The following is a 25,003-nucleotide window of genomic DNA, read 5'->3' on the forward strand; positions in this document are numbered from 1 at the left end:
TCGACAACGGCACGAGGGGTGGAAGTGGACCGACAGCAGGAGTTCGTGCTTCGCACGCTCGAGGAGCGCGACATCCGTTTCGTCCGGCTCTGGTTCACCGACGTGCTGGGCACCCTGAAGAGCGTGTCAGTCGCGCCCGCCGAGCTCGAGTCCGCCTTCGAGGAGGGCATCGGGATCGACGGCTCGGCGATCGAGGGCTTCGCCCGGGTCTACGAGTCCGACATGATCGCCATGCCGGACCCGACCACCTTCCAGGTCTTCCCGTTCGAGGGCGGCGCCAGCGGCGAGAGCGCCCGGATGTTCTGCGACATCCTGCTCCCCGACGGCAGCGCCGCCTGGGCCGACCCGCGCCACGTGCTGCGCCGGGCTCTGGCCAAGGCCGCCGAGAAGGGTTTCACCTTCTACACCCACCCCGAGGCCGAGTTCTTCCTGATCCAGGACGGGCCGAACGACGGCTCGGTGCCGATCCCGGTGGACAGCGGCGGCTACTTCGACCACACCACCCACGCCGTGGCGCGCGACTTCCGCCGGCAGGCCGTGCTGGCTCTGGAGCGGATCGGCATCTCGGTCGAGTTCAGCCACCACGAGGTCGCCCCCGGCCAGCAGGAGATCGACCTGCGGTACGCGGACGCGCTCACCACCGCCGACAACATCATGACGTTCCGGCACGTGGTCAAGGAGGTGGCGCTGTCGCAGGGCGTGCGGGCCACCTTCATGCCGAAGCCGTACACCGACCAGCCCGGCAGCGGCATGCACACGCACCTGTCGCTGATGGAGGGCGAGCGCAACGCCTTCTACGACAGCGAGGACCCGCAGCGGCTGTCCAAGACGGCACGGGCGTTCATCGCCGGCCTGCTGGTGCACGCCCGGGAGTACACGGCGATCACCAACCAGTGGGTGAACTCGTACAAGCGGCTCTTCCCGATGCAGCTGCCGGACCGGATCACCGAGTCACCGGCGTTCGTCTGCTGGGGTCACCTCAACCGGTCCGCCCTGGTCCGGGTGCCGGCGTTCGGCAAGCCCAGCTCGGCCCGTGTCGAGGTCCGCTCGATCGACTCGGCGGCGAACCCGTACCTGGCCTTCGCCGTCATGCTCGGCGCCGGTCTCAAGGGCATCGAGGAGGGCTACGAGCTGCCGCCGGGTGCCGAGGACGACGTCTGGTCGCTGTCGCCCGCCGAGCGCAAGGCCGCCGGGTACGACGCGCTGCCGGAGAACCTGTCCGAGGCGATTGACGTGATGTCCGGCTCCGAGCTGGTCGCCGAGGTGCTCGGCGAGCACGTCTTCGACTTCTTCCTGCGGAACAAGCGGGCCGAGTGGGAGCAGTTCCGCCGCGAGGTCACGCCGTACGAGCGTCAGCGGTACCTCGGCGCGCTCTGAACAGCGCCGGGCGAGGCGCCCGGCGAACCGCCCGTTCCCCAAGATCCGATTCACCGGGCGCCGGTCCATCGGCGCGGTACGCGCCGCGTCGGTGCGGGCTGTGCTGTCCGGAGCGGCCAGACGGCCGGACGTCCCGGCAGGCCCGCTTTCCCCGGTCCCGATACCGCCGCCGGTCGTCCCAGGCCCGGGCGGAGGGGCAGGCCGATGTCCGGCTGGGAGCGGCCGAGCCGGAGCGGCGCGGGTTCGCCGTGGCGGCCGGTGGTCCCGGACGCGGTGACGCGGCCGGCGCCGGAGTCGCCGGAGTCGCCGGATCCACCGAGACCGTCGAAGCGGCCGGGGCGACCGGACCGTTGAGGGCGCCGGTCCTCGTGGCCAGCGCCATCCCGCCGACCGTCACCATGGTGGCGACCGCGGCCGCGGCGACCTTGAGGGTCAGCAGCCGGCCCACCCACGATCCGCGTCGCGCCCGGACCGGCGTCCGGGTCCGCGTGGCCCGGAAGGCGGCCACCGCCGCGTCCTCACCGGCCAGCTCGTGGGTAGCGCCGGGCGCGGTGACCGCGGCCAGTAGCTCGCTCAGCGGGTGCCCGGGCGGCAGCACGATCGGCCGGCCATGCTCGTCGTCCCGATCCATGCCCCCGCCTCCCTCCAGGCTCGTCATCTCCACTCCTTCAGCGCCGGGCTCGGCGAAGATGTCACCGGCACCGGCCGTGGCTGAGCCATCCGCTGGGCGAGCTGCCGCAGCCCGCGGTAGGCCGCGGTGCGTACCGCCCCCGGCTGCCGGCCGAGGATCTCCCCGGTGCTCCGGGCGTCCAGGCCGACCACCACGCGCAGCATCACGGCCTCGGCCATCTCCTGCGGCAGCGACGCGATCAACGCCACCGCCGCGTCCGTGGTCATCAGCTCCAGGGCCCGGTCCGCGGTGTCGTCGCCGCCGCTCACCTGGACGAGCTGCTCCACCGGGGCGTGTGCCTGCGGCCGGCGCCGCTGCGCCCGCAGCAGATCCATCGCCCGGTGCCGGGCGATCGTCGCGGTCCAGCCGCGGAAGCCGTCCCAGTCGCCGGTGAAGGAGCGCAGATCCCGGGCGATCTGCAGCCACGCCTCGGAGGCGACGTCCTCGGCGTCGTCACCGACGAGCACCCGCAGATAGCGCAGCAGGGCCGGCTGTTGCCGCCGGTAGAGCCACCGGAACGCGTCCTCGCCACCGGACTGCGCGGCGCGCACCATGGCGTCGGGGTCCTCCGGAGCCACCATCCACGTCCTCCGCGCATCGCGTCGCCGGGCCCGTGGAGATGCGGGCTCCTAGAGTTACAGCGCCGTCCGGCGGAAAAGTGTCACAGCACATCGGGGTGACAAGCCAGAGTCCGATCGACGTGGTAGATCGTCTCCGATACGGTCTGGACCTGACATCACGCGACAAGGGAGAGGCCGTGCTTCAAGATCTGCTGGAGGGCGCCGGGCGAAGCATCGTGTTCGGGGTTATCGGCATCGGTTTGATGGCGGTTGGCTATGTACTGGTCGACCTGCTCACGCCGGGCAAACTGAAAGACCTGATCTTCGTCGAACGCAACCCGAACGCATCACTGCTGCTGGCCGCCAACCAGCTCGGCATCGCCGCGATCGTCTTCACCGCGATCTTCACGAGCTACGACTCGTTCGGCGAGGGACTCGCCTCCACGGTGCTCTTCGGCCTGGTCGGCATCGGCATCATGGGCCTGGCCTTCCTGGTGCTCGACTGGATGACGCCCGGCAAGCTCGGCGACGTCATCTGCACCCCGGACCGCCACGGCGGAGCCATGGTCAGCGCCGCCTCGCACTTCGGCGCAGCCTTGATCGTCTGCGCCTGCATCTCATAGGTACGCGCGGCGGCGTCCCCGCCGCGCGAAACCGTCCCGCCCTGCCCGCGATCCGGGTGCCCGCTCCCGGCCGCCCGGCGACCGCCGGGCGGTCTGGACAGCTTTCGGGGTCAGGGTTGGCTGTCCGCTTCTTTGGGGTACGCGTTCACGCGGTGTCCTCCGCGTTGCCGCGCGAGCTGACTGCCTGCGCTGTGGCCATACCGCGACCGCCGGGCCCGGGTAACTGGTGGCCATGTGCCCCTGTGAACCCCGCGCAGGCAGCTCGGCCGCTTGGTGAGCGACCGCGCCCGGTCCTGCCCGCAGCGCGACGGATTGGTGTTTCCCGGCGGCCGCGCTGGGGCCGGGACGCAAAGGCCGGCCCGCGCCGGGAGGCGGGCAGGGGTCGGTTTCGGCGGGACGCCGGTCACGCGTACCTCGAAGAAGCGGGACCGGAGCTGATGGCCACGAAGGCTGTAGAACGTGCATGGGCCGGCCGCCTCATGACCGCAAGTGGGTGCGCGCGGCCTCGTTTCGCGTGCCTCATCCGGATGGCGCGCTGCGGCCGAAGTCGCCGATCGCGGAAAGGCCTTCGCGGCGGATGCGGGGTAGATCCTCGGCGATCGCGCCGGCCGCCATGATGATCGGGATGGCCGCGAGCTGGGCAACCGCCACCAGGTGGCCGAGCGGCACGGTGGCCAGCACGGCGGCCGCGGTCGCCAGGCGGTAGGCGCCGCCGGGTAGGTGCAGCAGGCGCAGGAAGACGGCGTGGCCGACCAGGTAGAGGGCGACGCCGCAGCTCAGGGCGAACGCTGGGCCCCAGTGCATCGGCTCGAAGGCGTGTCCGACCGTCTTCTTGATGCCTACCGCCGTCACTACGATGCCGACCAGCATGGGCAGGTGTGCGTAGCCCCAGGCGTTGAGTGCGAGCCGGCTGCGGCGGCGGGGGTCGCTCAGGTGGGCGAGTACCTGCTCGGAGCGCCGATCGTCGCCTGCGAAGTAGCACCACCACAGGTAGTAGGCGATGCAGAGGCCGAGAACGGCGACCAGGATCGTGCTGCCGTCCAGGCGGACCTCGCGGAAACCCAGCCCGATCGCGATGATGGACTCGCCGATCGCGATGATCATGACGAGGCTGTGCCGTTCGACGAAGTGTGCGGCTGCGATGGCGTGCATTTCGATCGCGTGCAGGTAGCCGCCGCTGATCTGCACCAGCGGGGCGGCGATCCAGCACAGGTGCCGGTACGGCTCGGGCAGCAGCCCGCCGGCCAGCACCAGGCCGGCGGCCAGCAGGTTGAGCGGGCCCAGGGTGCGCATCATCCGGACGGCTCCCGGGCCGCCCTGAAGGAACAGCACGGAGTGGACCACGTTCACCACCACGTAGGCGACGCCGAAGATCCACCCGTAGTCGCCGAACGCCTCCGGGATCGCCAGCGCCATCACCAGGAAGCCGGCCATCCCGGCCAGGAGCAGGGTTCGCCGGGTCGAGCTGGTGGGCCCGATCGCGTTGGTGAGCCAGGCGTAGCCCGAGTACATCCACCAGAGCACGAACAGGATCAGCACGACGTCGAGCAGCCCGGTCGCCGTCAGGTCGTCGGCGAGGGTCTCGCTGAGCTGCATGACGGTGAAGACGAAGACCAGATCGAAGAAGAGCTCCAGGGTGGACACCCGGATGCCGGCGGACTCCTGCATCATGGCCCCGGAGCCTAGGCCAACCGCGTTTCCAGGGCGTGCGCCTCGGCGCGCAGCCGGGTGGCCTGGTCGGCCTGGCTCAGCCGGTCGTACTCCTCGGCGGCGGTGAGGCGCTCGTCGATCTCGGTACGCACGATCCGCTCGATCTCCGCCTCGTCCTGCTCACGCCGCGCCACCTCGGTGACGCCGAGCCCGGTCGCCGCAAGCCCGAGCGGCGAGTCCTGCGGAGCCACCGCTGCCGCGTTCTCGATCGCGGCGAGCGCCGAGCGCAGTGCGGACACCGCCGCCTTGTCGCGCGCTTTCATGGCCGCCGGCAACGCCGCCTGGAGGCGGTCCCGCAAGGTCGTCATGAGGAGACCGTATCGGCGGCCGCGACCGAATATCTGCCAAGATCATCAGATGGAGATCGATGACATCCAGCTCGAACCGGTCACGGCGGCCAATTGGCGGGACTGTGCGGCTCTCACCGTCCACCCGGAACAGCGCCCGTTCGTGGCGGAGGTCACCTACTACCTCTGCCTGTGCAACTACGGTGACACCTGGAATCCGCTGGCCGTGACCCGGGCCGGTGAGGTGGTGGGCTTCGCGATGTGGGGTGTGGACGACGACCGGAGCCGGTGGATCGGCGGCGTCGTGGTGGACGCGAGGCACCAGGGGCAGGGCATCGGCACCGCGCTGATCCGGAAGCTGCGGGAGCGGCTGATCGCGGAGCCGGGCACTCCCAACGTGGCGCTCAGCTATCAGCCGGCCAACGGGGCGGCCCGACGGCTCTACCTCTCGCTCGGCTTCTCCGAGACCGGCGAGACCGACGGCGATGAGGTGATCGCCCGCTGGACCGGTTCTGTCGTACCCCCGCTCTAGATTGACGGGGTGAACCGGACCGATCGCCTCTATGCCCTGGTGGAGGAGCTGCGTGCGGTCGCGCCCCGGCCACGCAGCGCACGCTGGCTGGCGCAGCGGTTCGAGGTGAGCGTGCGCACGGTGGAGCGTGACATCTCCGCGTTGCAGCAGTCCGGCACCCCGATCTACGCCGAGCCGGGTCGTGCCGGCGGCTACTGCCTGGACCGGGCGCACACGCTGCCGCCGGTCAACCTGACGCCGGAGGAGGCGGTCGCGATGGCGCTCGCGCTGCGGCAGCTGGCCGGCACGCCGTTCCGGCAGCCCGCGGCGAGTGCCCTGCGCAAGCTGGTGGCGGCCATGCATCCGGACGACGCGGCCGCGGCGCATGCGCTGGCCGGGCGGATCCACCTGGTCGGCGAGTCGCCACCGGCGTCGCTGCCCCGGCTGGCGGCCGGCACGTTGCCGGTGGGCCGCGTGCTGCGGATCGGCTATGCCGACCGGCACGGCGCGGTGTCCGTCCGGGACGTCGAGCCGCTGGGCTACGTGGGGATCCGCGAGCAGTGGTATCTGATCGCCTGGTGCCGGCTGCGTGAGTCGGTGCGGGTGTTCCGGCCGGATCGGATCACCGCGGTGACGCCGACCCGTGAGTCGGTGCCACCGCGGTCGCTCACCGAGGGTGATCTGGACATCCCGCCGCGGCGGCTGCGGCAGCTCACCCTGTGACCCCGCTGGTCAGGGGCGGGCCGGCGGGGTGAAGACGCCGAGCGTCGTGCCGGCCGGGTCGGCCAGGCGGGCGAAGACCAGGCCGCTCGGTTCTCGCTGGGGTCCCACCAGCACCTTGCCGCCGGCCGCCTCGGCCTGCCGGCAGGCGGCCTCGGTGTCCGCCACCAGGACCATGAAGATCGCCTGCGGCGGCACCTTCCCGCCGGTGCCGTAGAAGCCGCCCAGCGGAGCACCGCCCGGCGCGGTGGCGATCCGGTACGGCTGCCCGTCCGGCCCCACCGAGTCGCTGTCATCGGCGAAGGTCCACCCGAACACCTCGCCGTAGAACCGCTCGGCCTCCTCCGGCCGGTCGGCGCCCACTTCGATCCAGCCGATCTGGTTCATCGCGCTCACTATCGTTTCTCCCGTCATCCCTTCGGCCGCTCGGCCGGTAAGGGAAGACTCGTCCCCCGTCGCGACAACGTCCTGTCGGTGTTCCCCGGAACGTCGCAGCCGTTAGCCTCGACACGTGGCCACCGCTCTCGTAGTCCAGAACGACCCCACCGATGACCTCCGCCGGCTCGGGGACTGGCTTGCCGAGGCCGGGCTCGAGGTGACCGTGCTGCGCCCGTATGCCGGTGATCCCCTGCCCGAGACCCTCGACGGATACCTCGCGCTGATCGTGCTCGGCGGCGACCAGAGTGCCTACCCGGATGCCGCCGGGGCTCCCGGCGCGCCCTGGTTCCCGGCGCTGGAGGGCCTGCTGCGCAAGGCCGTCCGGTACCGGGTGCCGACGCTCGGGGTCTGCCTCGGCGGCCAGCTTCTCGCCGCCGCGCACGGCGGCCTGGTGGAGCGCAGCACGAACGGGCCGGAGATCGGGCCCGGGCTGGTCGGCAAGCGGGACGCGGCCGACACCGACCCGCTGTTCAAGTGGGTGCCGCTGCTGCCCGACGTGATCCAGTGGCACCGCGACGAGATCACCGAGCTCCCGATGAACGCGGTGCTGCTCGCCGCCTCCAGCCGCTACCAGCACCAGGCGTTCCGGATCGGCGACCGGGCGTGGGGCCTTCAGTTCCACATCGAGTGCGACGCCGCCATGTTCGAGGAGTGGACCCGGATCGGCGGCACCGAGCTGGACGAGCTGGGCTACGACCCGGAGCTGGTGGTCGCCGCGGTCGCCGCGTCCCTCGCTGACGTGGAGGAGGTCTGGCAGCCGTTCGCGGTCCGCTTCGCCTCGCTGGCGCTCGGCACGCTGCCGGACGCCGACATCCCGAACTCCGGCACCGGCAGGACCCTTCCCCTGCTGGGGCAGTGATGGCCAGGCCCACCCGGCTCGGGCTGGCCCGGTACGGCTTCGCCGACAACGGGGCACGCGCGACCGACCTGCTCGGCCCCGGCGGGTTGCGGCTCTGGGACACCGACGGTCAGGGACCGGTGGACGACCGGGCCGCCGACGTGCTCGACGCGCTCTCCAGGGCCGCCGACCCCAACCTGGCCCTGCGCCAGCTGCACCGCCTGGTCGAGTCGGTGGGCCGGGCCGCCGAGCGGGCCGGTGGTGCCCGCCCCGCTACGGCGTTCGTCACCAACGCGGCCACCGACGAGTTGCTCGACACGCTCTTCCTGGACCACGGGTTGCGGCGCCGGCTGATCGCGGTGCTGGGCGCCTCCTCCGCGCTCGGCGACCACCTGGTGGCCAATCCGGACGAGTGGCGCACCCTCGCCACCAGCCGCAGCGGGATGCCGCCGGACGCGGAGGGGCGGCTCGGCGACCTGGACGACCCGCCGACCGTGGCGGCGCTGCGGAAGGCGTACCGGATTTCGCTGTTGCGCATCGCGGCCGCCGACCTGACCGGCGGCCGCGGCCTGGAGCCGACCATGGCGGCGCTCTCCCGGCTGGCCGACGAGACCCTGGCCGCGGCGTACGCGATCGCGGTCGCCGGCCTGCCGGACGGTACGCCGGAGCCACGCCTCGCCGTCGTCGCGATGGGCAAATGCGGCGGCAACGAGCTCAACTACGTCTCCGACGTGGACGTGATCTTCGTGGCCGCCGGCGACGAGGACCTGAGCGCGGCCACCACCGTGGCGGCCCGGCTGATCGAGATCGGCGGGCTGGTCGCGTGGCCGGTGGACGCGGCGCTGCGTCCGGAGGGCAGCCGGGGCCCGCTGGTCCGTACGCTCGCCAGCCACCAGGCCTATTACCGGCGCTGGGCACGCACCTGGGAGTTCCAGGCGCTGCTCAAGGCCCGGCCGGCGGCCGGCGACCTGGCGCTGGCCCAGGAGTGGATCGCCGACCTGGCGCCGCTGGTCTGGCACGCCGCCGAGCGGCCGGAGGCGGTCGCGGACGTCCGCGACATGCGCCGGAAGATCATCGACAACGTGCCGCCCAAGGAGCTGGACCGGGAGATCAAGCGCGGGCCGGGCGGGCTGCGTGACATCGAGTTCGCGGTGCAGCTGCTCCAGCTCGTGCACGGCCGGGTGGACGAGTCGCTGCGCGCGCCGGGCACGCTTCCGGCGCTGCGCGCCCTGGTCTCCGGCGGCTACGTGGGCCGGCAGGACGGGGAGACGCTGCTGCGTGGCTACCGCTTCCTGCGTGGCGTCGAGCATCGACTGCAACTGCAACAGCTCAAACGTACGCACACCGTGCCCGACGACCCGGCCGGAGTGCGCTGGCTCGCCGCCGCCCTCGGCTACACCGCGGTCCCCGGTCAGGACGCGGTCGAGGCGTTCCGGTCGGACTGGGTCGGGCACGCCGCCAACGTCCGCCGCCTGCACGTGAAGCTGCTCTACCGGCCGCTGCTGGAGGCAGTCGCCCGGGTGCCCGCCGAGGAACTGCGGATGACCCCGGAGTCGGCCCGTAAGCGTCTGGAGATCCTCGGTTTCGCGGATCCGGCGGGCGCGCTGCGGCACCTGGAGGCGCTCACCGGCGGGGTGACGCGTACCGCGGCGATCCAGCGCACCCTGCTGCCGATGCTGCTCCAGGACTTCGCCGACGCGCCGGAGCCGGACCGCGGGCTGCTCAACTACCGGCACGTGTCGGACAAGCTCGGCAGCACGCCGTGGTACCTGCGGCTGCTGCGCGACGCCGGGCCGGTGGCCCGGCGGCTGGCCCGGGTGCTCAGCCTCTCCCGGTACGCGACCGACCTGCTGACCCGCGACCCGGAGGCGTTGCGCCTGCTCGCCGACGACACCGAGTTGCTGCCCCGGCCCCGGGAGAAGCTGCTGGACGGGTTCGCCGCGGCCGGTGACCGGCACCCGGATCCGGTCCAGGCCATCGGCGCGGTCCGGGCGCTGCGCCGCCGGGAGCTGTTCCGGCTGTCCAGCGCCGACATCCTGAGCCACGGCGAGGACCTGGCCCCGGACCGCCCGCTCGGCGTCGGTGCCATCGGTGTTGCGCTCTCCGACGTCACCGACGCGACGCTGAACGCCGCTCTGCGCATCGCCCGCCGCGCCAAACCGGCCCCCGACGGCCTGCGTTTCGCGATCATCGGGATGGGCCGGCTCGGCGGCTACGAGATGAGTTATCCCTCCGACGCCGACGTGCTCTTCGTCTACGCCCCGCCGCCGGGCTGCCCGGAGAACGAGGCGAGTGCCGCCGCGCACGCGGTCGCCGAGGAGATGCGCCGGCTGCTCAACGCGCCGGCACCCGATCCGGCGCTGGGCGTCGACGCCGACCTGCGCCCGGAGGGCCGCCAGGGCCCGCTGGTCCGCAGCCTCCAGGCGTACCAGCAGTACTACGCGCGCTGGTCGAAGGTGTGGGAGGCGCAGGCACTGCTGCGTGCCCGGTTCATCTGCGGTGACGCGTCGCTGGGCGCCGAGTTCGAGGCCCTCGCCGACGGCGTGCGCTATCCCGGTGGCGGCCTCACCCGGGAGCAGGTCATCGAGATCCGCCGGATCAAGGCCCGGGTGGAGACCGAGCGGCTGCCTCGCGGTGCGGACCCGAACACGCACACCAAGCTGGGGCGTGGCGGACTGACCGACGTGGAGTGGGCGGTCCAGCTGCTCCAGCTGCGGTACGCCCACGAGGTGCCGGAGCTGCGCAAGACCCGGACCCTGGAGGCGCTCGACGCCGAGACGGAGGCCGGCCTGGTGGACCGGGCGGACGCCGAGGCGATGACCGCGGGCTGGACGCTCGCGGCCCAGGTACGCAACGCGCTCACCCTGGTCCGTGGCCGCCCGACCGACCAGCTGCCCCGGCACGGCCCCGAGCTGGCCGGTGCGGTACTGCTGCTCGGTGGCGGCGATCCCGGGGAGTTCGTGGACCGCTACCTGCGGCTGACCCGGCGGTCCCGGGCGGCCATGGAGCGCGTCCTGGAGTCCTAGCAGGGCCGGGAGGTGCCCTTGCCCCGGAAGATGCGGTAGCCGTCGTCCGGGGTGGTGGTGAGCGTGTACCGGACGGTCCACCGGGTGCATGTCTCGCCGGGCCGCTCGGCCGGGCCGTCCCCGGCCTCCTGCTCGCTGCGGAACGTCATGTCCGCGCTGATCCGGCCGTCCGCCAGATCGGTGACGCCGAGCAGCACCACGTCGGAGTCCTCGGTGGTCGCGGTCCCGTCGGAGAACGCGGCCATCTGTTCCGGGTCGGCGGGGTCGATCGCGCCGTCCGGGTCGAACACGCCGGCCGCCGCCGCGTACTCCTTCTCGTTGATGCCGGTGAAGTAGGTCTCGAACATCGCCGCGATCCCCGGGGCGCGCGGGTCGGTGACCGCCGGATCCACGGTGACCAGGGCGATCGTGGCGTTCTCGGTCACTGGCGCCGTGCTCGGCGAGATGGTGGGCCGGCTCGTGGCCGGCGTCGCCGGCCTCTCCTCGGCGGAGCGCAGCAATCGTGGTCCGGCGAGCACGCCGGCGAGCGCCAGCGCGGCGATGAGCACGACGATCAGCAACGCCGGTACGAGCCGGCGCCGCGGCTCGAGGTCGTCCGGATCGGCGGGTTCCGGTATCCACGGCAGCTCGGGGTCCGGCTGCTCCGGATCCGGGTGCGGCGTACGGATCGTTCGTCCGGCCATGAAGGGCGGCGCGTTGCGTGGCGCGGATGGTGGTCCGGTCCGGAACCCGGGTGCGGGCGCCTGCCGGGGCCGCGGTGGTGGCGTCTCCCAGTCGCCCGGCGTGGGCTCCCAACGGCTCGGCGGCGGCTGGCGCCCGGCCGCCGTACGGGGCCGGCCGCACACCTCGCAGCTCTCCAGGGAATCGGCGTTGGTGCCGCCGCAGTTGACGCAGATCCACATCCGGACCGTCGACTCCCGTCCTCGTCGAGGTATGTCGGAAATCCAGTGAATCGCTCGGACTCGTCCCCCGTAATATCCTCTCCGGTCAACGATTTCCGCCGATCGGCCGACCCGGGTGACGGATTAACAGCTGATTTGTGGTACGGCATTACGTGCTCGCCCGGAAATGGTCTAGCTTCGGCTCTGCCAACTCGCCACCGAATGCGGAATTGATTCATGATTCGAGGAATTCCATGGCGTTTCCGGAAGTTTTCTTCGCCCATGGCGACGGCGTCGTCCGCGACCCGGCCGCCCGGATCTCCTCGACCACGCGGTACCTGAGCGGCGCCGCCTACGTCGACGAGCGGTACGCCGATGTGGTGGTGGACCGGTTCGTCGCGGACAGCCACCGGGCGGTGCCCCCTGCGCTCGGCTACGACCTGACCACGGTCATCCGGCACTGCCTGCGGGCGCGCCGGCTCTGGCTGGTGCAGAACGCCCTGGTGACCCTGATCCTGCTGCTCGGCCTGGTCGTCTTCACCGCGGCCACGGCGAGCCTGATCGTCGCCGGCGTGTGCTGGGTGCTGGTCACCTCGTCGCCCGCCGCGTTCCGTCGCCGGGCGGTCCTGGCCGGCCTGGCGCTGGTGGCCGGTTCCCTGGTGGTCTACTTCGTCTACTCCACGTACTACGCCAGCTCCTCCTACTACGCCGAGGCGGAGTCCGGTGGCGGGGCGACGGCCTTCGTCGGCGGCGTGCTGCTGGTCGCGGGTGCGGTTCTCGGCACGCTGACCTGGTCCCGGTATCGGATGATCATGACGATCGCCGACGACCTCGCCCGGGGCCGGCCGGCCGGTCCGCCCGCCACCCAGGTCGACGAGGTGGAGCAGCGGTTGCGGGTGATCGACGTCGCCCAGCACGGCAACGTCGTGCTGCACGCCGGGTACGACCCGTTCGTGAGTGCGGGTGAGCGGGTCGACGCGTGGTCACTCGCCACCGAGCTCCGGCCGGAGGAGGACGGCGAGCCGCTGCTCAACGGCAACGGCCGACCGGTCGGCGTCCGCTACGTGCCGATCGATCCGGTCGAGCTCGTCACCCATCTGCGTCGCCGGCTCGCCGGGCTACGGTCCCGGGACCTGCCGGAACACGAGCGGATCACCGGTCTGCAGCTGCGTGACCTGGTGATCTCGTCGGGGACGCGGTGGCGCGGGTTTCCGTTGATCGACGAGGGGTGCCGGTTGCCGTACTCGTACGCCGCACCGGAAGCGGTCGAGGGCATCATCCGCGCGCCGCAGACCGGGGGGCGGCACTTCCTGCGCGCCTCGGTCGGCGCGGCCGAGAAGGCCGCGGTGGACGGCGCCGGGCACACGATCATGCCGGCCGAGCACCAGAGCATCGTCACCTCGACGTTCCTGCACGTGGCGGTCGAGGGCGGGATGCTCTACGTGGAGCTGGTCAGCACCGTCCTCGGCCCGATCCAGCAGCGCTACCTGGACATCGACGCGTACGACCGGGGTGACCGGCGGACGGCGGCGCTGCGCGAGGCGGCGGCCCGTCTGGTCCCGGCGATCGGGGCGGCGCCTGCCCGGCTGGTCCGCTCGATCTGGAAGACGGTGACACTGCGCGGTGCCATTCTCCGCAGCGACCGGGCCGCGGCCGAGGAGGCGGTCCACGATTTCGGCGCCCACTGGGACGTCCGGGAATTGGCGTCGCGAGCCGGATTCGCGAATTACCTGCAACGGCTGGACGCGGAGAAATATCGGCGGCTGATCGACCGGCGGGCCACCGAGGCGATATATGAATTCCTTTCGGCGAGCGGGGTGGACACCTCCGATTTCGCCGCCAAGGTCAATTTCCATCAGTACACGAGCGCCACGATTCACGGTGACGTGCACGGCCCGGTCGCGGTGGGCGACGGTGCCGTGGCGAATTCCGTCCGGATCGCGGCGCAGCGGGGCTCGGCAGTCAAGGGAGCGGTATGAGCAACGAACTGCACATCGGTGGGAACGTGTACGGGCCGGTCGCGGTGGGCAGTCACGCCCGGGCCGTCCAGCGGGTGCCCCCTCCGGCGCTGAACGAGCTGCGAACGCTTGTCGCCGAGCACCGGGAGCGGATCCCGGAGGTGGAGCGGGTGGAGCAGGATCTCGACGTCCTCGATCGCGCCGACCTGAACCAGAAGCGGGACGCCGTCCGCCGGATCATGGCGCGGGTGGCCGCGGTGGCGCCGGTGCTGGCCGCCGCCGAGAGCGTGCAGGCGCTGCTCGGAGGCTAGCTGGTGGCGGCGGTGATCACCCGGGTCAGCGCCTCGTGCACGACTCGCAGCTCCTCGATCGGCATGCCCAGCCGCTCCACCACGGCGGGCGGGATCTTCTCCGCCTCGGTCCGCAGCGCCCGGCCCCGCTCGGTGAGGGTGATCGCCAGGCTGCGCTCGTCCCGCGGGTCGCGCTCGCGTCGCAGGTAGCCGATCGCCTCCAGGCGTTTGAGCAGCGGGGAGAGCGTGCCCGGATCGAGTTGGAGCAGCTCGCTGAGGCGGCGCACGGAGAGCGGGGCGCTCTGCCAGAGGGCGAGCATCACCAGGTACTGCGGGTGGGTGAGGCCCATCGGCTCGAGCAGCGGGCGGTAGATCGCCACGACACCGCGGGCGGCGACCGAGAGGGCGAAGCAGACCTGCTGCTCCAGTGCCAGGGGGTCGGAGTCGGCCGGATCACTCACTTGCGTATCTCCTCAGGTCGAGGGTTACTCTACCAATAGTTGGGGTACCAACTATTGGCCTGCAAACCTTCGGAGGTGAGCGCTGTGTCCAAGTTCTCGGACTGGTTCCACCGGACGTTCGACGACTGGTTCTTCCGCTCGATGATCGGCCCGGCGCAGACCGGAGGTGCCGTGCAGGGCTGCGACGAGTACGCCCGCGAGCAGTGGAAACGTGACCTGGAGAACCGCAAGCGCTACACCCGCGAGCAGCGCGCGCTCAAGCGGGCCGAGCGTGACTCGCGGCGGGTGGCCTGACGCTCAGAGCAGGCTGCTGGTGAGCGTGTAGCGGCCGCCGGCCGGGACGCGGACGACGGTCCAGTCGCCGTCGGCCCCGGCCTCGGCGCCGCCGGAGACGGTGAACCAGCGGTGGTACCGGACCCGGACCGCGACCTCGCCGGCCGCCGGTGCGTCGAAGATCACGGTGGTCGCGTCCTGGCCGACCAGCGCCGCCGGGGCGGCGACGATCGGCTGCGGATCGGCCACCGCGTAAAGGCGCCAGTGCGCGTCGGTCCAGACCAACGAGAGGTACGGGAGACCGGCCGTCACCATCCGAGCCTCCGCCCGCCCCGGCCAGGCCAGTTCGGCGTCCGGCACGGCCACGAACTGCACCGCCTGCTCGGCCAGCCATGCCCGATAGCCGTCCGGGGTGAGCTGGACCCCGGTGCCCGCGGCACCCGGCACCCTGGTGAAGAAGAGCGGGTTCCGGTCGATGTCGGCCTGCCGTAGCCAGCCCCGGGCCAGCGGGATCTCGCCCATGTGGGCGGACTCCCAGTAGGACCGGGTCGGCGGGATCTCGACCCGCCCGGTGAGTCGCTCGGCCGCCAGTCGTTGCCGCAGCGGCGCGAAGTAGGCGGGGTCGGCGGTCGGGTTGCCGATGTCCCGCACGTCGTCGAGCACGACCGGCGGCTGCCACCAGAACGTCACCGCGAGCAGCGCGACCAGCGCGACGAGCGGCATCCGGCGGTTGCCGGCGGCCGCGGTCCGCCCGGTGGGGAGTCGCGGAAGCGTCGCGTAGGCGGCGAGGGCCGGCAGCCCGAACATCACCGCGAGCCGGGTCGCGTTCAACCCGACCGGAGTGTGGATCAGGGCCGCCGCCAGCACGCCCGCCGAGGACAGCAGCGCGCCGATCCGTACCGGGCGCAGCGGCACGAACACCGCCACCACCAGCCCGGTCACCACCGCGCGCACGGTGTCGGTGCGGCCGATGTTCATCCAGCCGCCGTCACCGAAGAGCAGGGCCGTCAACGCGAGCGGCGCCGCGGCGGGGACGGCGAGCAGCAGGCCGTCACCGAACCGGCGGCACGCCAGCAGTGCCACCCCGGCCAGGCCGGTGAAGAGCCCGGCCACCGGGCTGGTCGCGGAGGCGAGGAACGCGGCCACGGCCGCGAGGCGCCGCAGCCGGGGCACGGTGAGCAGGACCAGCGCGGCGATCCCCAGACAAACCCCGATGCCGTACGTGACCCGCCCGCTCACCAGGTTCCCGGCGAATGCCGCCACCCCGAACGCCGCGCCGAGTCCCGGCCGGGCCGCGCCGGTACGCCGGAACAGCACCGCCAGCAGCACCGGTCCGGCGACCAGGGTGAGCACTCCGGCGGCGCGTACCCCGAGCAGGGCCATCACCGGCTGCGACACCAGGCTGTAGCCGAACTGCTCGACTCCGGCGTACCAGCGCAGGTCGACCGGCGTGGTGCCGTGCTCGGCGAAGAAGCCGGCCCGGGCCACCTGGGCGGCCAGGTCCGAGCCCATCGGAGGCAGCAGCAGGTAACCGACACCGAGGATCACCGCCACCAGCGCGGTGATCCACTCCAGCCGGTGCCGGGCCCACATCCCGCCGACAGTACCGGTTCACCAGTGGTTGCAGCCTGTCACGGTAGGGTCGTCGCCATGCCCCGACCGTTCCTCGTCCGATATGCGGGGCTGGCAGGCACTCTGCTGCTGGCGGTGGCGGCCTGGTACGGCGGCGCGACGAACCCGTGGGAACCCACGGTGACGCCGCGCACGATTCTCGCCGGGCGGGACGGTGTGCTGCTGCCGCTGGCCTGGCTATTCGGCACGGCACTGCTGATCGGCGCCTGGTGGGCCGGGCGGCGGGTGGTGCCGTCGACCCGGTGGGCCTACGTGACGGCGGGGCTGTGGGCGCTTCCACTGCTCCCGTTCCTGCCGCTGGGCAGTTACGACGTCTACTCGTACGCGTGTCAGGGCTGGCAGCAGGCGGCCGGCTCGGACCCGTACGCCGGCGGTGTTGATCTTTTGGGTTGTCCCTGGGCCGACGCCGTCGCGCCCACCTGGCGCGACGCACCGGCGCCCTACGGCCCGGTGTTCCTCGTGCTCGCGGCGGCCGCCGCGAAGCTGGGCGGCTCGCTGACCGGGACCGTCGCGCTGCTGCGGCTGATCGCCGTGCTCGGCGTCGTGGTGATCGGCTGGTGCCTGCCGGTGCTGGCGCGCCGCCGCGGTGTGCCCCCGGAGCGGGCCGTCTGGCTGGTCCTCGCCTGCCCGCTGGTGCCGATCCACCTGATCTCCGGCGCGCACAACGAGGCCGTGATGATCGCCCTGCTCCTGGCCGGGCTGACCGTCGCCGTGACCGGCGCCGGGGTGCGGCGGATGCTGCTCGCCGGCGTGCTGCTCGGTCTGGCGGTCGGCGTGAAGGCGACCGCGGTAGTGGTGCTGCCGTTCGCGGTGCTGATCTTCGGGCGGAAAACGGCTGCCGTGGTGGTCGGCGGGGGAGCGGCGGCGGCACTCGCGGCCGTCTCGTTCGGCTCCGGGCTGGGACTGGGCTGGGTGACCGGGCTGGCCGGCAGTGGCGTCTCGGTGCAGTGGACCGCATTGCCCACCGCGATCGGGCTGACCCTGGAACTGATCGGGGTGGACGGCGCGGTCGGCGTCACCCGGGTCGTCGGCATGGTCGCGCTGGTCGTGGTGCTGATCGCGCTGTGGGTGTTCACGCTCGGCAACGGCAAGGACCCGGTGCTGTACGCCGGACTGGCCCTGGCCGCGACCGTGGTGCTCGCCCCGGTCTTTCACCCCTGGTACGCCCTGTGGCCGCTCGCCGTGCTCGCCGCGACGGTCCGCCGGGAGACGCTCTGGCTGGTCGTGCCGTGTGCGGTGGCCGCCGCGCTCTGCCTGCCGGACGGGTACAACCTGGCTCTGGCGAGCAGGGCACAGGGCGCGGTCGTGATGACCGTGCTCGCCGGATATCTAGCGTGGAAAGTGCTGCATGAAGCGAATCGCGACAGTCGTCGGCTTGGCGCTGCTCACGGCGGGGATCGTGGCCCTCGCCGGGACCCGTAACGAGTTCTTCGACTCCAAGGTCTACTTCGGTGCGGTCCAGTACTGGTTCCGCGACGGGGGCATGGTCTACGACTGGATGCGCCCGGGTACCCCGTACGGCTTCACCTACCCGCCGTTCGCCGGGCTGGTCATGATGCCGATGGCGTACCTGCCGTTCCCGGTCGTCGTGGTGCTCGCCTGCCTCGGCACCGTGATCTCCACCGCGCTGCTGGTCTGGTGGCTGGCCGGCCCGATGATCCGGCGCAAGGGCTGGACCCCGTGGTTCGCCTTCGCCGTCGCGCTCTGCCTGGCGGTGAGCTTCGAGCCGGTACGCGAGACGTTCACCTTCGGCCAGGTGAACACGCTGCTGCTGGCCCTCGTCGCCGGGGACATGCTGTTCGGCGTCGCTCGGAACCGCAGGTGGGCCGGGGTGGGCATCGGCCTGGCCGTGGCGATCAAGCTGACCCCCGGCGTCTTCATCCTGTACCTGCTGGTCACCCGGCGGTGGCGGGCGGCGGCCACGGCGATCGGCACCGCGGCCGCCGCCACCCTGCTGGCCGGTGCGCTCTTCGTGGACCAGTCCCGGGAGTTCTGGACCTCCGCGCTCTGGGACACCAACCGGGTCGGCCTGCTCTACTACCTCTCCAACCAGTCCGAACGCGGGTTCCTGGCCCGGCTGCCGATCGAAACCGTCGAATCGAAGGTCTGGCTGGCCTGCGTCCTGGCGACTCTCGGCTTCTGGGCGTGGCGGGTCGCGAAGGCGCCGGAGGACGTGGCCGGCGGGCTCGCCCTGACCGGGGTGCTGGGCTGTCTGATCAGCCCGGTCACCTGGATCCACCACTGCGTCTGGCTGATCCCGGCGCTCGTCCGGTGCTTCGAGAACGGTGGCCGGCCCCGGTATCTGTCGGTGGCCGCCTACGTCCTGATGACCTCCCGCCTGACCTGGCTCTGGGAGAAGCGGCCGCGGCCACCGCTGGAGCTGCTGGGCGCCAACATTTATGTCTGGTTCAGCCTGGCTCTGCTGATCTGGACACCGGTCGGCACCCGTCGTTCGTCTGACGTCCATGAGACGGACAAGATCATCGCGTAGTCAGTGCGCATGTCCATTCGCCGTACCACCTCGGCGGTTGTCTCGGTCGTGGCGCTCGCCGCGGTGGGTAGCGTGCCCACCGCCGCGGCCGCGCACGGCCGCGCTGCCTCGTTCCACCGGCTCGCCACGTTCCCGGTCTATCTGAACTCGTCGATCGACGACGCCGCGGCGGCCGAGATCTCCACCGTCACCGAGGACGGCCGCACGGTCGTCTACACCGACAGTCCCGGCAAGCGCCTCGGCTTCGTCGACATCACCAACCCGGCCCGCCCGTCCGCGTCCGGCACGCTCGCCGTCGGCGGCGAGCCCACCTCGGTGGCGCACCTCGGCCGGCTGCTGCTGGCCGGCGTGAACACCCGGACCAGCTTCACTTCTCCATCGGGCAAGCTCGTGGTGATCGACTCGGCGACCCGCAGGGTGGTCCGGGAGATCGACCTCGGCGGCCAGCCCGACTCGGTCGCGGTCGCGCCGAGCGGCCGTTACATCGCGGTCGCCATCGAGAACGAGCGGGACGAGGACGTCAACGACGGGGTGATCCCGCAGGCACCGGCCGGTTGGCTCGCGGTGATCGACGTGGCGACCTGGAAGGTCTCCCGCGTTTCGTTGAGCGGTTTGTCGGATCTTGCCCCGACGGACCCGGAGCCGGAGTACGTCAGCATCAACTCCCGCGACGAGGCGGTGGTCTCGCTCCAGGAGAACAACCACCTCGCCGTGGTGTCGCTGGCCACCCGCAAGATCATCCGGAGCTTCGACGCCGGCACGGTCACGGTCGGTGGTGTCGACACCCTCGACGACGACCAGATCAAGCTGGACGGCACGATCACCGCGAAGCGTGAGCCGGACGGCGTCGCGTGGATCACCGACGACCTGTTCGCCACCGCCAACGAGGGTGACTACGAGGGCGGGTCGCGCGGCTGGTCGATCTTCAGCAAGTCCGGCAAGGCCGTCTGGGACGCCGGGAACAGCCTGGAGCGCATCGCCGTCGCGCACGGGCAGTACCCGGACAAGCGCTCCGACGCCAAGGGCATCGAGCCGGAGAACGTGGCGTTCGGCCGCATCGGTGGCGTTCCGTACGTCTTCGTCAACTCGGAGCGCGGCAACTTCACCGCCGTCTACGACGTGTCCAACCCGGTCTCGCCCCGGTTCAAGCAGCTGCTGCCGACCACCAACGGGCCGGAGGGCGTGGTCGCCGTACCGTCCCGCGGCCTCGTCGTGGTGTCCAGCGAGGAGGATGACGCCTCGATCGGCATCCGCGGCACGGTCCAGGTCTTCGGCCTCGGCTCCGCTCCTTCGTCCAAGATCGTTTCACGGGACGAGATTCCGTGGGGTGCGCTCTCTGCCCTCTCCGCGGTGCCCGGCCGCCGCGACCGGCTGGCGAGCGTGACCGACGCCGTCTACACGCCGACCCGGATCCTCGGCCTGTCGACCAGCGGCGTGATCGACACATCCCGCACGGTCACCAAGGACGGAACGCCTGTGGGTTACGACGCGGAAGGCCTGGTGGTGCGCAAGCAGGGCGGCTACTGGCTGGCTGTCGAAGGCACGAACCTTCTGGTACGCCTGAACGCGCGCGCCGAAGTACAGGAGGAGATCCCCCTGCCCGCCGACGTGGCGGCCGCGATCACCAGCAACGGTCTGGAGGGCATCGCCGAGGTCGGCACCTCCGTCTGGGTGGCCGTCCAGCGCCCCATCAAGGGCGACCCGGCGAACACCGCCCGGATCGGCCGCTACGACACCGTCACCAAGACCTGGTCGTGGCTGCTCTACCCGCTCGACACCGCCCCGACCGGCTGGGTCGGACTGTCCGAACTGGTCGCGGTGGACTCGAACACGTTCGCCGTGATCGAACGGGACAACCAGCGCGGCACCCTCGCCGCGATCAAGAAGATCTACACCTTCGACGTCCCGGCCACCTGGAGCGGCACCCCGACGGTGAAGAAGAAGCTGATCAAGGACCTGCTGCCGCTGCTGAAGGCGGACGGCGGCTGGGTGCAGGACAAGGTCGAGGGCCTCGCGGTCGCCGGTAACGGCCGCACCTACGCCGTGACCGACAACGACGGCATCGACGACGCCACCGGCGAGACCGTCTTCCTGGACCTGGGCCGCCTGCTCTGACCCGCTTCCGGCAGGATGGTCTCCCGTGGAGTTCGAGGTGCTGCCCGGGACCGCCGGCCTGACGCTCGCCGAGGTCGCGCACGTCCTGGTGCCGGGCCACGGCCGCAACGACGACGCCACCGGGCTCAACCCGGGCGGCGAAGACCGCTGCCGGATCGCCGCTGAGCTGCACCGCTCCGGCCTGCCCGGGGTGATCGTCTGTTCCGGTTACAAGTCGCCGATCGACGGCAAGGGCCAGCTCCTGACCGCGGCGGGGGAGACCTTCCAGGGCCTGCCCGAAGCCGACCTGATGCGCTCCTGGCTGCTGGCCGACGGCGTCCCGGAGACCGTGATCCGCGTCGAACGGCACTCCGTCGACACCGTGACCAACCTGCTCCGCGCCGAGCACGAGGGTCACTTCGGCGACGACCGCCCGGTGGCGGTCGTCGCCCAGCACGGGCATCTGCGCCGCATCCTGACCGTGGTCGCCCCGCGCGCTCTGCGCCGGCCCTTTCTGGGTGTGGTCGTACCCGCCGTGGGGGAGGCCCGGGAGAACCCGCTCGCCCTACCGGTCAGCCGGTCGATCAGCGCGAACCTGCCGGCCGAGCCGGCGGCCGCGATCGCCGCGGCTACTCGCCGGGCCGAGCTTTTCTGGGGTACGGCCCGGCGGCTCGGCAAACGCGCCTACCACTGAAGGCATTCGGCGGCTGCGTGGTGGCGGTCAGCCGCGTTTGCTCGGATGCGGCGCCACCTGGATGGGGTTGCCGCCAGCGACCAGGCGGGCGGCCGTGCGCGCCAGGCCTTCGGTCGGCCACCAGGTCTTCATGAAGAGGCGGCCGCTGGCATGCCGGCCTTCGGCCCACCAGCCGAAGTGGCGGCCCGGGTGCAGGGTCATCTTGCGACTGCTCACGGTTCCCTCCCACGCTCATCGACGTGCGCCGGTTCCAAGCGCGACGATACTCATCGGGGAACCGGCGGCAATGCTGTCGCGGAATACGCGCAACGGCGGCTTTGCCCGGCCGAAGCCGGGCAGACGCGGTCTGGCCGGGGGTCGCTCGGGCCTGGCGCCCCGCAGGACCAGGTACGGCACCGACTGACGATGGAGTATCCCGTGACTTCGCCTGAGCATGCCGTTCTCGTCACCTACGCCCTGTCCGGCGAGGGCTTCGGCGAGGAGGACGAACGCAAAGCGATCTACGCACTCAAGTACCGCCTGACAGAGGCGATCGAGGCCGCTGACGCCGGCGAGTTCGACGGCAACGAGTTCGGCGGTGGTGAAGTCGTGCTCTACGCGTACGGCCCCGATGCGAACCGTCTCTTCACCGCTATGGAACCGCAGCTACGTGCCTTCCCGGCGCGACCAGCACACGCTGTCCTGCGCTTCGGTCAAGCGGACGACCCCACGGCGGTCGAACAACGCATCGATCTCTGACCGAGAAGCCCGCCGACGTGGTCCACCATGAAGACGTGGAACCCGCCGAAGCCCGAGACCGGGCTCGAGACGCCGCCGCTCTGTGGAGCGTCGGTTACGTCAGCGCCGCCGAACTTGTCGAAGTCGCCTGCGATCTGCTCGTCGCCGGGCACGACGGCCCTACCCTCGCGATGCTCGCCGGCGTGCACACGAGGCACGCCGACGAGGAAGTCCCTGAGCTGCTGGAAGCCGCACTGCACGACGTCGGCCTGGATTTCTATCCGATACGGAGTAACGCCGGCGCGGAGGCCGCGGCGAGAACACTGGCTCGGCGGGTTCTGACCGGAGCCATGGAACCAAGCGCCTTGACCGTGTGGGCACACAGCACCTTCGGTCACGGAACGCTGGACCTGGTCGAGCGCCTTGTCGAGCTTGACGACGTCTACGACTGCCTCGACTACAGCGACATGACCGAACAGGACGTCGACGCAGACGTGATGGCCGAGGCCCGCCGCATCGTCGGCTCGGCGTGCTAGTTCGTCTTATTCTCGCCGGGTGACCGATGAGCACACCTCAGAACTCGTCATCGATCGGCTTCTCCTGGCGCTGGCGTCACAGCTGGATCTGTCAAAGAATCCCATTCTCACGGCCGACGCAGCCGAGGCGCTCGCCGACCTGAGCAGAGCCGAGGCTGAGCTGATCCTTGGCCAAGCGGGCCATCTTGTTCACTACGGAGCGGGCACCGAACCGCTGGAGGCCCTCATTGACGCAATCTCGGCCATCCTGTCCAGCGAGGCTCCGGAAGACGCCGCATTCCGGCCGGGCGATGAAGTGCGACTTGTGGGTGCGCTGCCGGAGAGCCTTGCCGGATCGGACGAGAAACAGCTCCGTGAGACGAAGTTCGTCGTCCGTTACGTTGGCCGGGGCCCGATGGTCGCCGTGCAGACGGACCTGACCGAGGACTACTGGATCGTGACGGTGCCGGCCGCCAATTTGGAGCCTTTCCGGAGCTGAGCAGCGCTCCATGCCGGGGCAAGCGTCAAGACGGCACACGCCAAACGGCGGCCACGTCGGCTGGGAGCCGAGCATGACCGCCGTTCAAATCAGCGGGCGAACCCGCTGGTCAACCTAGACGTTGTAGTACATCTCGAACCAATCATGGGGGAGTGACGACCTGCGGAAACAGGGTCTATCGAGGCTCTGAGCTGCGCCGCAAGTTGCCATTGATCATCGTCGTTTTACAGTGCCTTCTTGGCTCGATTGTGCCGTGGCTGTGCCCGATGATCTTCGCGATTGACCGGGCCGGGCGCGACGCAAGCCAGGCGTTCTTCTGCCTGTGGGAGACGAGACTGGCGGCGGCAGATCGCCTCCGGAGGGCGACGTGAGCTCGGGGGTGAATCATGCCGTTGACCTGGGTTGAAAGGGTGTGGATCTGCGGGGTTCCGGTCCTTCTCGGCACGTATTTGGCACCGGCGTCAGCTGATCTTTACCAGCGAAGGGCCGGAGGCTTCCCGTCGCGCGGGCGTAGCCCAGTCGGGCCGGGACGGCGAGGGCAAGCACGCTTCACCGCTTGCCCTCGCTGGCTCGGTCTGATTGCCTCTGGCGCGTGGCGGGAGGGCTCTTCCCAGAGCGCCCGCCGGAGGCGCTGTTGCCCTTGGCTGGCCGCAGGCCGCCCCCGGCAGGGCCGCCGGAGGCGCGAACGTCCTAGTTGGTCCGCTCTCGGTTTCATGCTCGGGGTTCGACAGTCAGATAGCGCCCGGAACGCCCCGCTAATCGAGAGTCCTCGCGCCTCCGTGTGTCTTGCGGTGTCGTGGAAGGAAGACTGGCTATCATCCCCTAAAAGCCGCCAGGGCTAGCAAAACCGTCACAAGGTAGAAAAAGGGATGTAAGACTTCGGTAGACAGACTCGTCGTCGAAGGGATCTCATGAACCGTTCATGGTCACGGGCTATCACCCTGGTGCTCTGCGCCGTGGTTGCAAGCCTGAACTTCGTAGGTCCAGCCCCGGCGTCGCCGCCGCCGGACGGGCCTAACTCAGCTGCGCAGACTGCCTCGTCGCCAACCCCGGGGCAAACTGTCGGTGATGGGTATCAAGGTGGTGGCCGGCCGCGCGGCGAACACCGGAAGACGCTCTACCGGGTTGCCGGAGGCTGGGACTGTGACGACTGGGAGTTGCCGCCGGACTGCCCTCGCCTCTACACCTACTTCGCACTCGCCGCTCCCGATGACATTCCTGAGGAGCGCTGGAACCGCCTGTACAACTTCACGAAGTGCGTCGCTGACCATGTGGGACACACGTTGTTTGGCGCTGTGGTCTCGGGTGGTATCAGCCTCCTCGACGCGTTAATCGCGCTTGGCCTCACGGTCGCGGACTGTGGAGGCGTCGATCGGGACGACGCGGCTCGAGCGTGGATCGTCGTATACGACGGTACGTGACTCCGATTTAGCCGGTTCTGCAGGCCTCAGCCGCCTCCCGCTTGGAGGCGGCTGGGGCTTCGTTGTGTCTGGCTCGGCGGTCTCGGTCTGCGCGGCCGGGTCGCCGCCGTCGCCGAAGGCGTAAGGCGGCGTGCCCGGGCCGCGCCTTGAAGACGTATAGAAAGTTCTCACCGCCCGACCAGCTGTTCACTGTCGGGTCTCAGGACCTGCGTGACAGATCGGTATCAGGACGTGCGTGACACTCCGCCGAGTGTTGGTGGAGATCAGCGTGACCGAACAGCGGTATCAAGCAGTCCTGGACGTGCGGGCCGGGTCGA

At 71.0% G+C, this 25,003-nt stretch carries 25 protein-coding genes; 16 read left to right on the plus strand and 9 right to left on the minus strand.

What is annotated here, in order from left to right; translation table 11 throughout:
- Window positions 1–24 precede the first annotated feature (24 nt).
- Window positions 25–1,377, plus strand: coding sequence for a type I glutamate--ammonia ligase (gene glnA, locus I4J89_RS30415; protein WP_196417541.1), 1,353 nt, complete (start codon window positions 25–27; stop codon window positions 1,375–1,377).
- Here glnA and I4J89_RS30420 read toward each other — a convergent pair.
- Together I4J89_RS30420 and I4J89_RS30425 are read right to left on the minus strand one after the other, a co-directional pair.
- Entirely contained in the window at window positions 1,337–2,035 is a 699-nt protein-coding gene (locus tag I4J89_RS30420; RefSeq protein ID WP_196417542.1) for a hypothetical protein, read from the minus strand. The two genes, glnA and I4J89_RS30420, sit on opposite strands and share 41 nt — an antisense overlap.
- Window positions 2,032–2,628: an RNA polymerase sigma factor gene (locus I4J89_RS30425; protein WP_196417543.1), complete on the minus strand. Its 597-nt coding sequence runs from the start codon at window positions 2,626–2,628 to the stop codon at window positions 2,032–2,034. The genes I4J89_RS30420 and I4J89_RS30425 overlap by 4 nt, the downstream gene beginning before the upstream one ends.
- Window positions 2,629–2,804: 176 nt before the next feature.
- Here I4J89_RS30425 and I4J89_RS30430 point away from each other — a divergent pair, with 176 nt between their 5' ends.
- Window positions 2,805–3,230 carry a DUF350 domain-containing protein gene (locus I4J89_RS30430; protein ID WP_196417544.1) on the plus strand — a complete coding sequence of 142 codons (426 nt, stop codon included), beginning with the start codon at window positions 2,805–2,807 and terminating at the stop codon, window positions 3,228–3,230.
- Between the two features lie 519 nt (window positions 3,231–3,749).
- Here the strand turns inward: I4J89_RS30430 and I4J89_RS30435 are convergent.
- Both I4J89_RS30435 and I4J89_RS30440 read right to left on the minus strand, forming a co-directional pair.
- The gene (locus tag I4J89_RS30435; protein WP_196417545.1) at window positions 3,750–4,901 is read right to left on the minus strand and encodes a low temperature requirement protein A; all 1,152 of its coding nucleotides are present in this window, start codon (window positions 4,899–4,901) and stop codon (window positions 3,750–3,752) included.
- 11 nt (window positions 4,902–4,912) lie between these two features.
- Window positions 4,913–5,248, minus strand: a complete 336-nt coding sequence (locus I4J89_RS30440) for a GatB/YqeY domain-containing protein (protein WP_196417546.1) — start codon at window positions 5,246–5,248, stop codon at window positions 4,913–4,915.
- A gap of 49 nt (window positions 5,249–5,297) precedes the next feature.
- On the opposite strand from I4J89_RS30440, the gene I4J89_RS30445 reads away from it, so the two are divergent.
- Window positions 5,298–5,759 carry a GNAT family N-acetyltransferase gene (locus I4J89_RS30445; protein ID WP_196417547.1) on the plus strand — a complete coding sequence of 154 codons (462 nt, stop codon included), beginning with the start codon at window positions 5,298–5,300 and terminating at the stop codon, window positions 5,757–5,759.
- A gap of 9 nt (window positions 5,760–5,768) precedes the next feature.
- Complete coding sequence (locus I4J89_RS30450; RefSeq protein ID WP_196417548.1) at window positions 5,769–6,461, plus strand: helix-turn-helix transcriptional regulator; 693 nt, start codon at window positions 5,769–5,771, stop codon at window positions 6,459–6,461.
- 9 nt (window positions 6,462–6,470) lie between these two features.
- Here the strand turns inward: I4J89_RS30450 and I4J89_RS30455 are convergent, their stop codons facing one another.
- Complete coding sequence (locus tag I4J89_RS30455) at window positions 6,471–6,845, minus strand: VOC family protein (protein ID WP_196417549.1); 375 nt, start codon at window positions 6,843–6,845, stop codon at window positions 6,471–6,473.
- Between the two features lie 124 nt (window positions 6,846–6,969).
- Here I4J89_RS30455 and I4J89_RS30460 point away from each other — a divergent pair, with 124 nt between their 5' ends.
- Window positions 6,970–7,755: a type 1 glutamine amidotransferase gene (locus tag I4J89_RS30460; RefSeq protein ID WP_196417550.1), complete on the plus strand. Its 786-nt coding sequence runs from the start codon at window positions 6,970–6,972 to the stop codon at window positions 7,753–7,755.
- A complete protein-coding gene (locus tag I4J89_RS30465; RefSeq protein ID WP_196417551.1) occupies window positions 7,755–10,760 on the plus strand; it encodes a bifunctional [glutamine synthetase] adenylyltransferase/[glutamine synthetase]-adenylyl-L-tyrosine phosphorylase in 3,006 nt (1,001 codons plus the stop codon). The genes I4J89_RS30460 and I4J89_RS30465 overlap by 1 nt, the downstream gene beginning before the upstream one ends.
- Here the strand turns inward: I4J89_RS30465 and I4J89_RS30470 are convergent.
- The gene (locus I4J89_RS30470; RefSeq protein ID WP_196417552.1) at window positions 10,757–11,662 is read right to left on the minus strand and encodes a hypothetical protein; all 906 of its coding nucleotides are present in this window, start codon (window positions 11,660–11,662) and stop codon (window positions 10,757–10,759) included. The genes I4J89_RS30465 and I4J89_RS30470 overlap by 4 nt on opposite strands.
- 233 nt (window positions 11,663–11,895) lie before the next feature.
- Here I4J89_RS30470 and I4J89_RS30475 point away from each other — a divergent pair, with 233 nt between their 5' ends.
- Together I4J89_RS30475 and I4J89_RS30480 are read left to right on the plus strand one after the other, a co-directional pair.
- A complete protein-coding gene (locus I4J89_RS30475) occupies window positions 11,896–13,620 on the plus strand; it encodes an AbeC-like domain-containing protein (RefSeq protein WP_196417553.1) in 1,725 nt (574 codons plus the stop codon).
- Window positions 13,617–13,910 carry a hypothetical protein gene (locus I4J89_RS30480; RefSeq protein ID WP_196417554.1) on the plus strand — a complete coding sequence of 98 codons (294 nt, stop codon included), beginning with the start codon at window positions 13,617–13,619 and terminating at the stop codon, window positions 13,908–13,910. Before I4J89_RS30475 ends, I4J89_RS30480 begins: the two co-directional genes overlap by 4 nt.
- Here I4J89_RS30480 and I4J89_RS30485 read toward each other — a convergent pair.
- On the minus strand, window positions 13,907–14,350 hold the full coding sequence (locus I4J89_RS30485; RefSeq protein WP_196417555.1) for a MarR family winged helix-turn-helix transcriptional regulator: 444 nt from the start codon (window positions 14,348–14,350) through the stop codon (window positions 13,907–13,909). The genes I4J89_RS30480 and I4J89_RS30485 overlap by 4 nt on opposite strands.
- Window positions 14,351–14,434: 84 nt before the next feature.
- Here I4J89_RS30485 and I4J89_RS30490 point away from each other — a divergent pair, with 84 nt between their 5' ends.
- Window positions 14,435–14,644: a hypothetical protein gene (locus I4J89_RS30490; RefSeq protein WP_196417556.1), complete on the plus strand. Its 210-nt coding sequence runs from the start codon at window positions 14,435–14,437 to the stop codon at window positions 14,642–14,644.
- 3 nt (window positions 14,645–14,647) lie between these two features.
- On the opposite strand, the gene I4J89_RS30495 is transcribed toward I4J89_RS30490, so the two are convergent.
- Complete coding sequence (locus I4J89_RS30495; protein ID WP_196417557.1) at window positions 14,648–16,216, minus strand: hypothetical protein; 1,569 nt, start codon at window positions 16,214–16,216, stop codon at window positions 14,648–14,650.
- A 57-nt stretch (window positions 16,217–16,273) separates the two neighbouring features.
- Here I4J89_RS30495 and mptB point away from each other — a divergent pair, with 57 nt between their 5' ends.
- From mptB to I4J89_RS30515, 4 genes are read left to right on the plus strand one after another with little or no spacing between them, the layout of a single operon-like run.
- The gene (mptB, locus tag I4J89_RS30500) at window positions 16,274–17,677 is read left to right on the plus strand and encodes a polyprenol phosphomannose-dependent alpha 1,6 mannosyltransferase MptB (RefSeq protein WP_196417558.1); all 1,404 of its coding nucleotides are present in this window, start codon (window positions 16,274–16,276) and stop codon (window positions 17,675–17,677) included.
- The gene (locus I4J89_RS30505) at window positions 17,631–18,746 is read left to right on the plus strand and encodes a glycosyltransferase 87 family protein (RefSeq protein ID WP_230859830.1); all 1,116 of its coding nucleotides are present in this window, start codon (window positions 17,631–17,633) and stop codon (window positions 18,744–18,746) included. Before mptB ends, I4J89_RS30505 begins: the two co-directional genes overlap by 47 nt.
- A gap of 9 nt (window positions 18,747–18,755) precedes the next feature.
- Window positions 18,756–20,861: an esterase-like activity of phytase family protein gene (locus I4J89_RS30510; protein WP_196417560.1), complete on the plus strand. Its 2,106-nt coding sequence runs from the start codon at window positions 18,756–18,758 to the stop codon at window positions 20,859–20,861.
- A 25-nt stretch (window positions 20,862–20,886) separates the two neighbouring features.
- Window positions 20,887–21,534 carry a YdcF family protein gene (locus I4J89_RS30515; RefSeq protein ID WP_196417561.1) on the plus strand — a complete coding sequence of 216 codons (648 nt, stop codon included), beginning with the start codon at window positions 20,887–20,889 and terminating at the stop codon, window positions 21,532–21,534.
- 27 nt (window positions 21,535–21,561) lie between these two features.
- Here I4J89_RS30515 and I4J89_RS30520 read toward each other — a convergent pair whose 3' ends face one another.
- On the minus strand, window positions 21,562–21,750 hold the full coding sequence (locus I4J89_RS30520; RefSeq protein ID WP_196417562.1) for a hypothetical protein: 189 nt from the start codon (window positions 21,748–21,750) through the stop codon (window positions 21,562–21,564).
- A gap of 189 nt (window positions 21,751–21,939) precedes the next feature.
- On the opposite strand from I4J89_RS30520, the gene I4J89_RS30525 reads away from it, so the two are divergent.
- The 3 genes from I4J89_RS30525 to I4J89_RS30535 are packed head-to-tail and all read left to right on the plus strand — an operon-like array spanning window position 21,940 to window position 23,265.
- Window positions 21,940–22,272, plus strand: a complete 333-nt coding sequence (locus tag I4J89_RS30525; protein ID WP_196417563.1) for a hypothetical protein — start codon at window positions 21,940–21,942, stop codon at window positions 22,270–22,272.
- Between the two features lie 35 nt (window positions 22,273–22,307).
- Entirely contained in the window at window positions 22,308–22,787 is a 480-nt protein-coding gene (locus I4J89_RS30530) for a hypothetical protein (protein WP_196417564.1), read from the plus strand.
- 19 nt (window positions 22,788–22,806) lie between these two features.
- Entirely contained in the window at window positions 22,807–23,265 is a 459-nt protein-coding gene (locus I4J89_RS30535) for a hypothetical protein (protein WP_196417565.1), read from the plus strand.
- Window positions 23,266–25,003: the final 1,738 nt, after the last annotated feature.

Source organism: Actinoplanes aureus, assembly GCF_015704865.1.
Classification (GTDB): domain Bacteria; phylum Actinomycetota; class Actinomycetes; order Mycobacteriales; family Micromonosporaceae; genus Actinoplanes; species Actinoplanes aureus.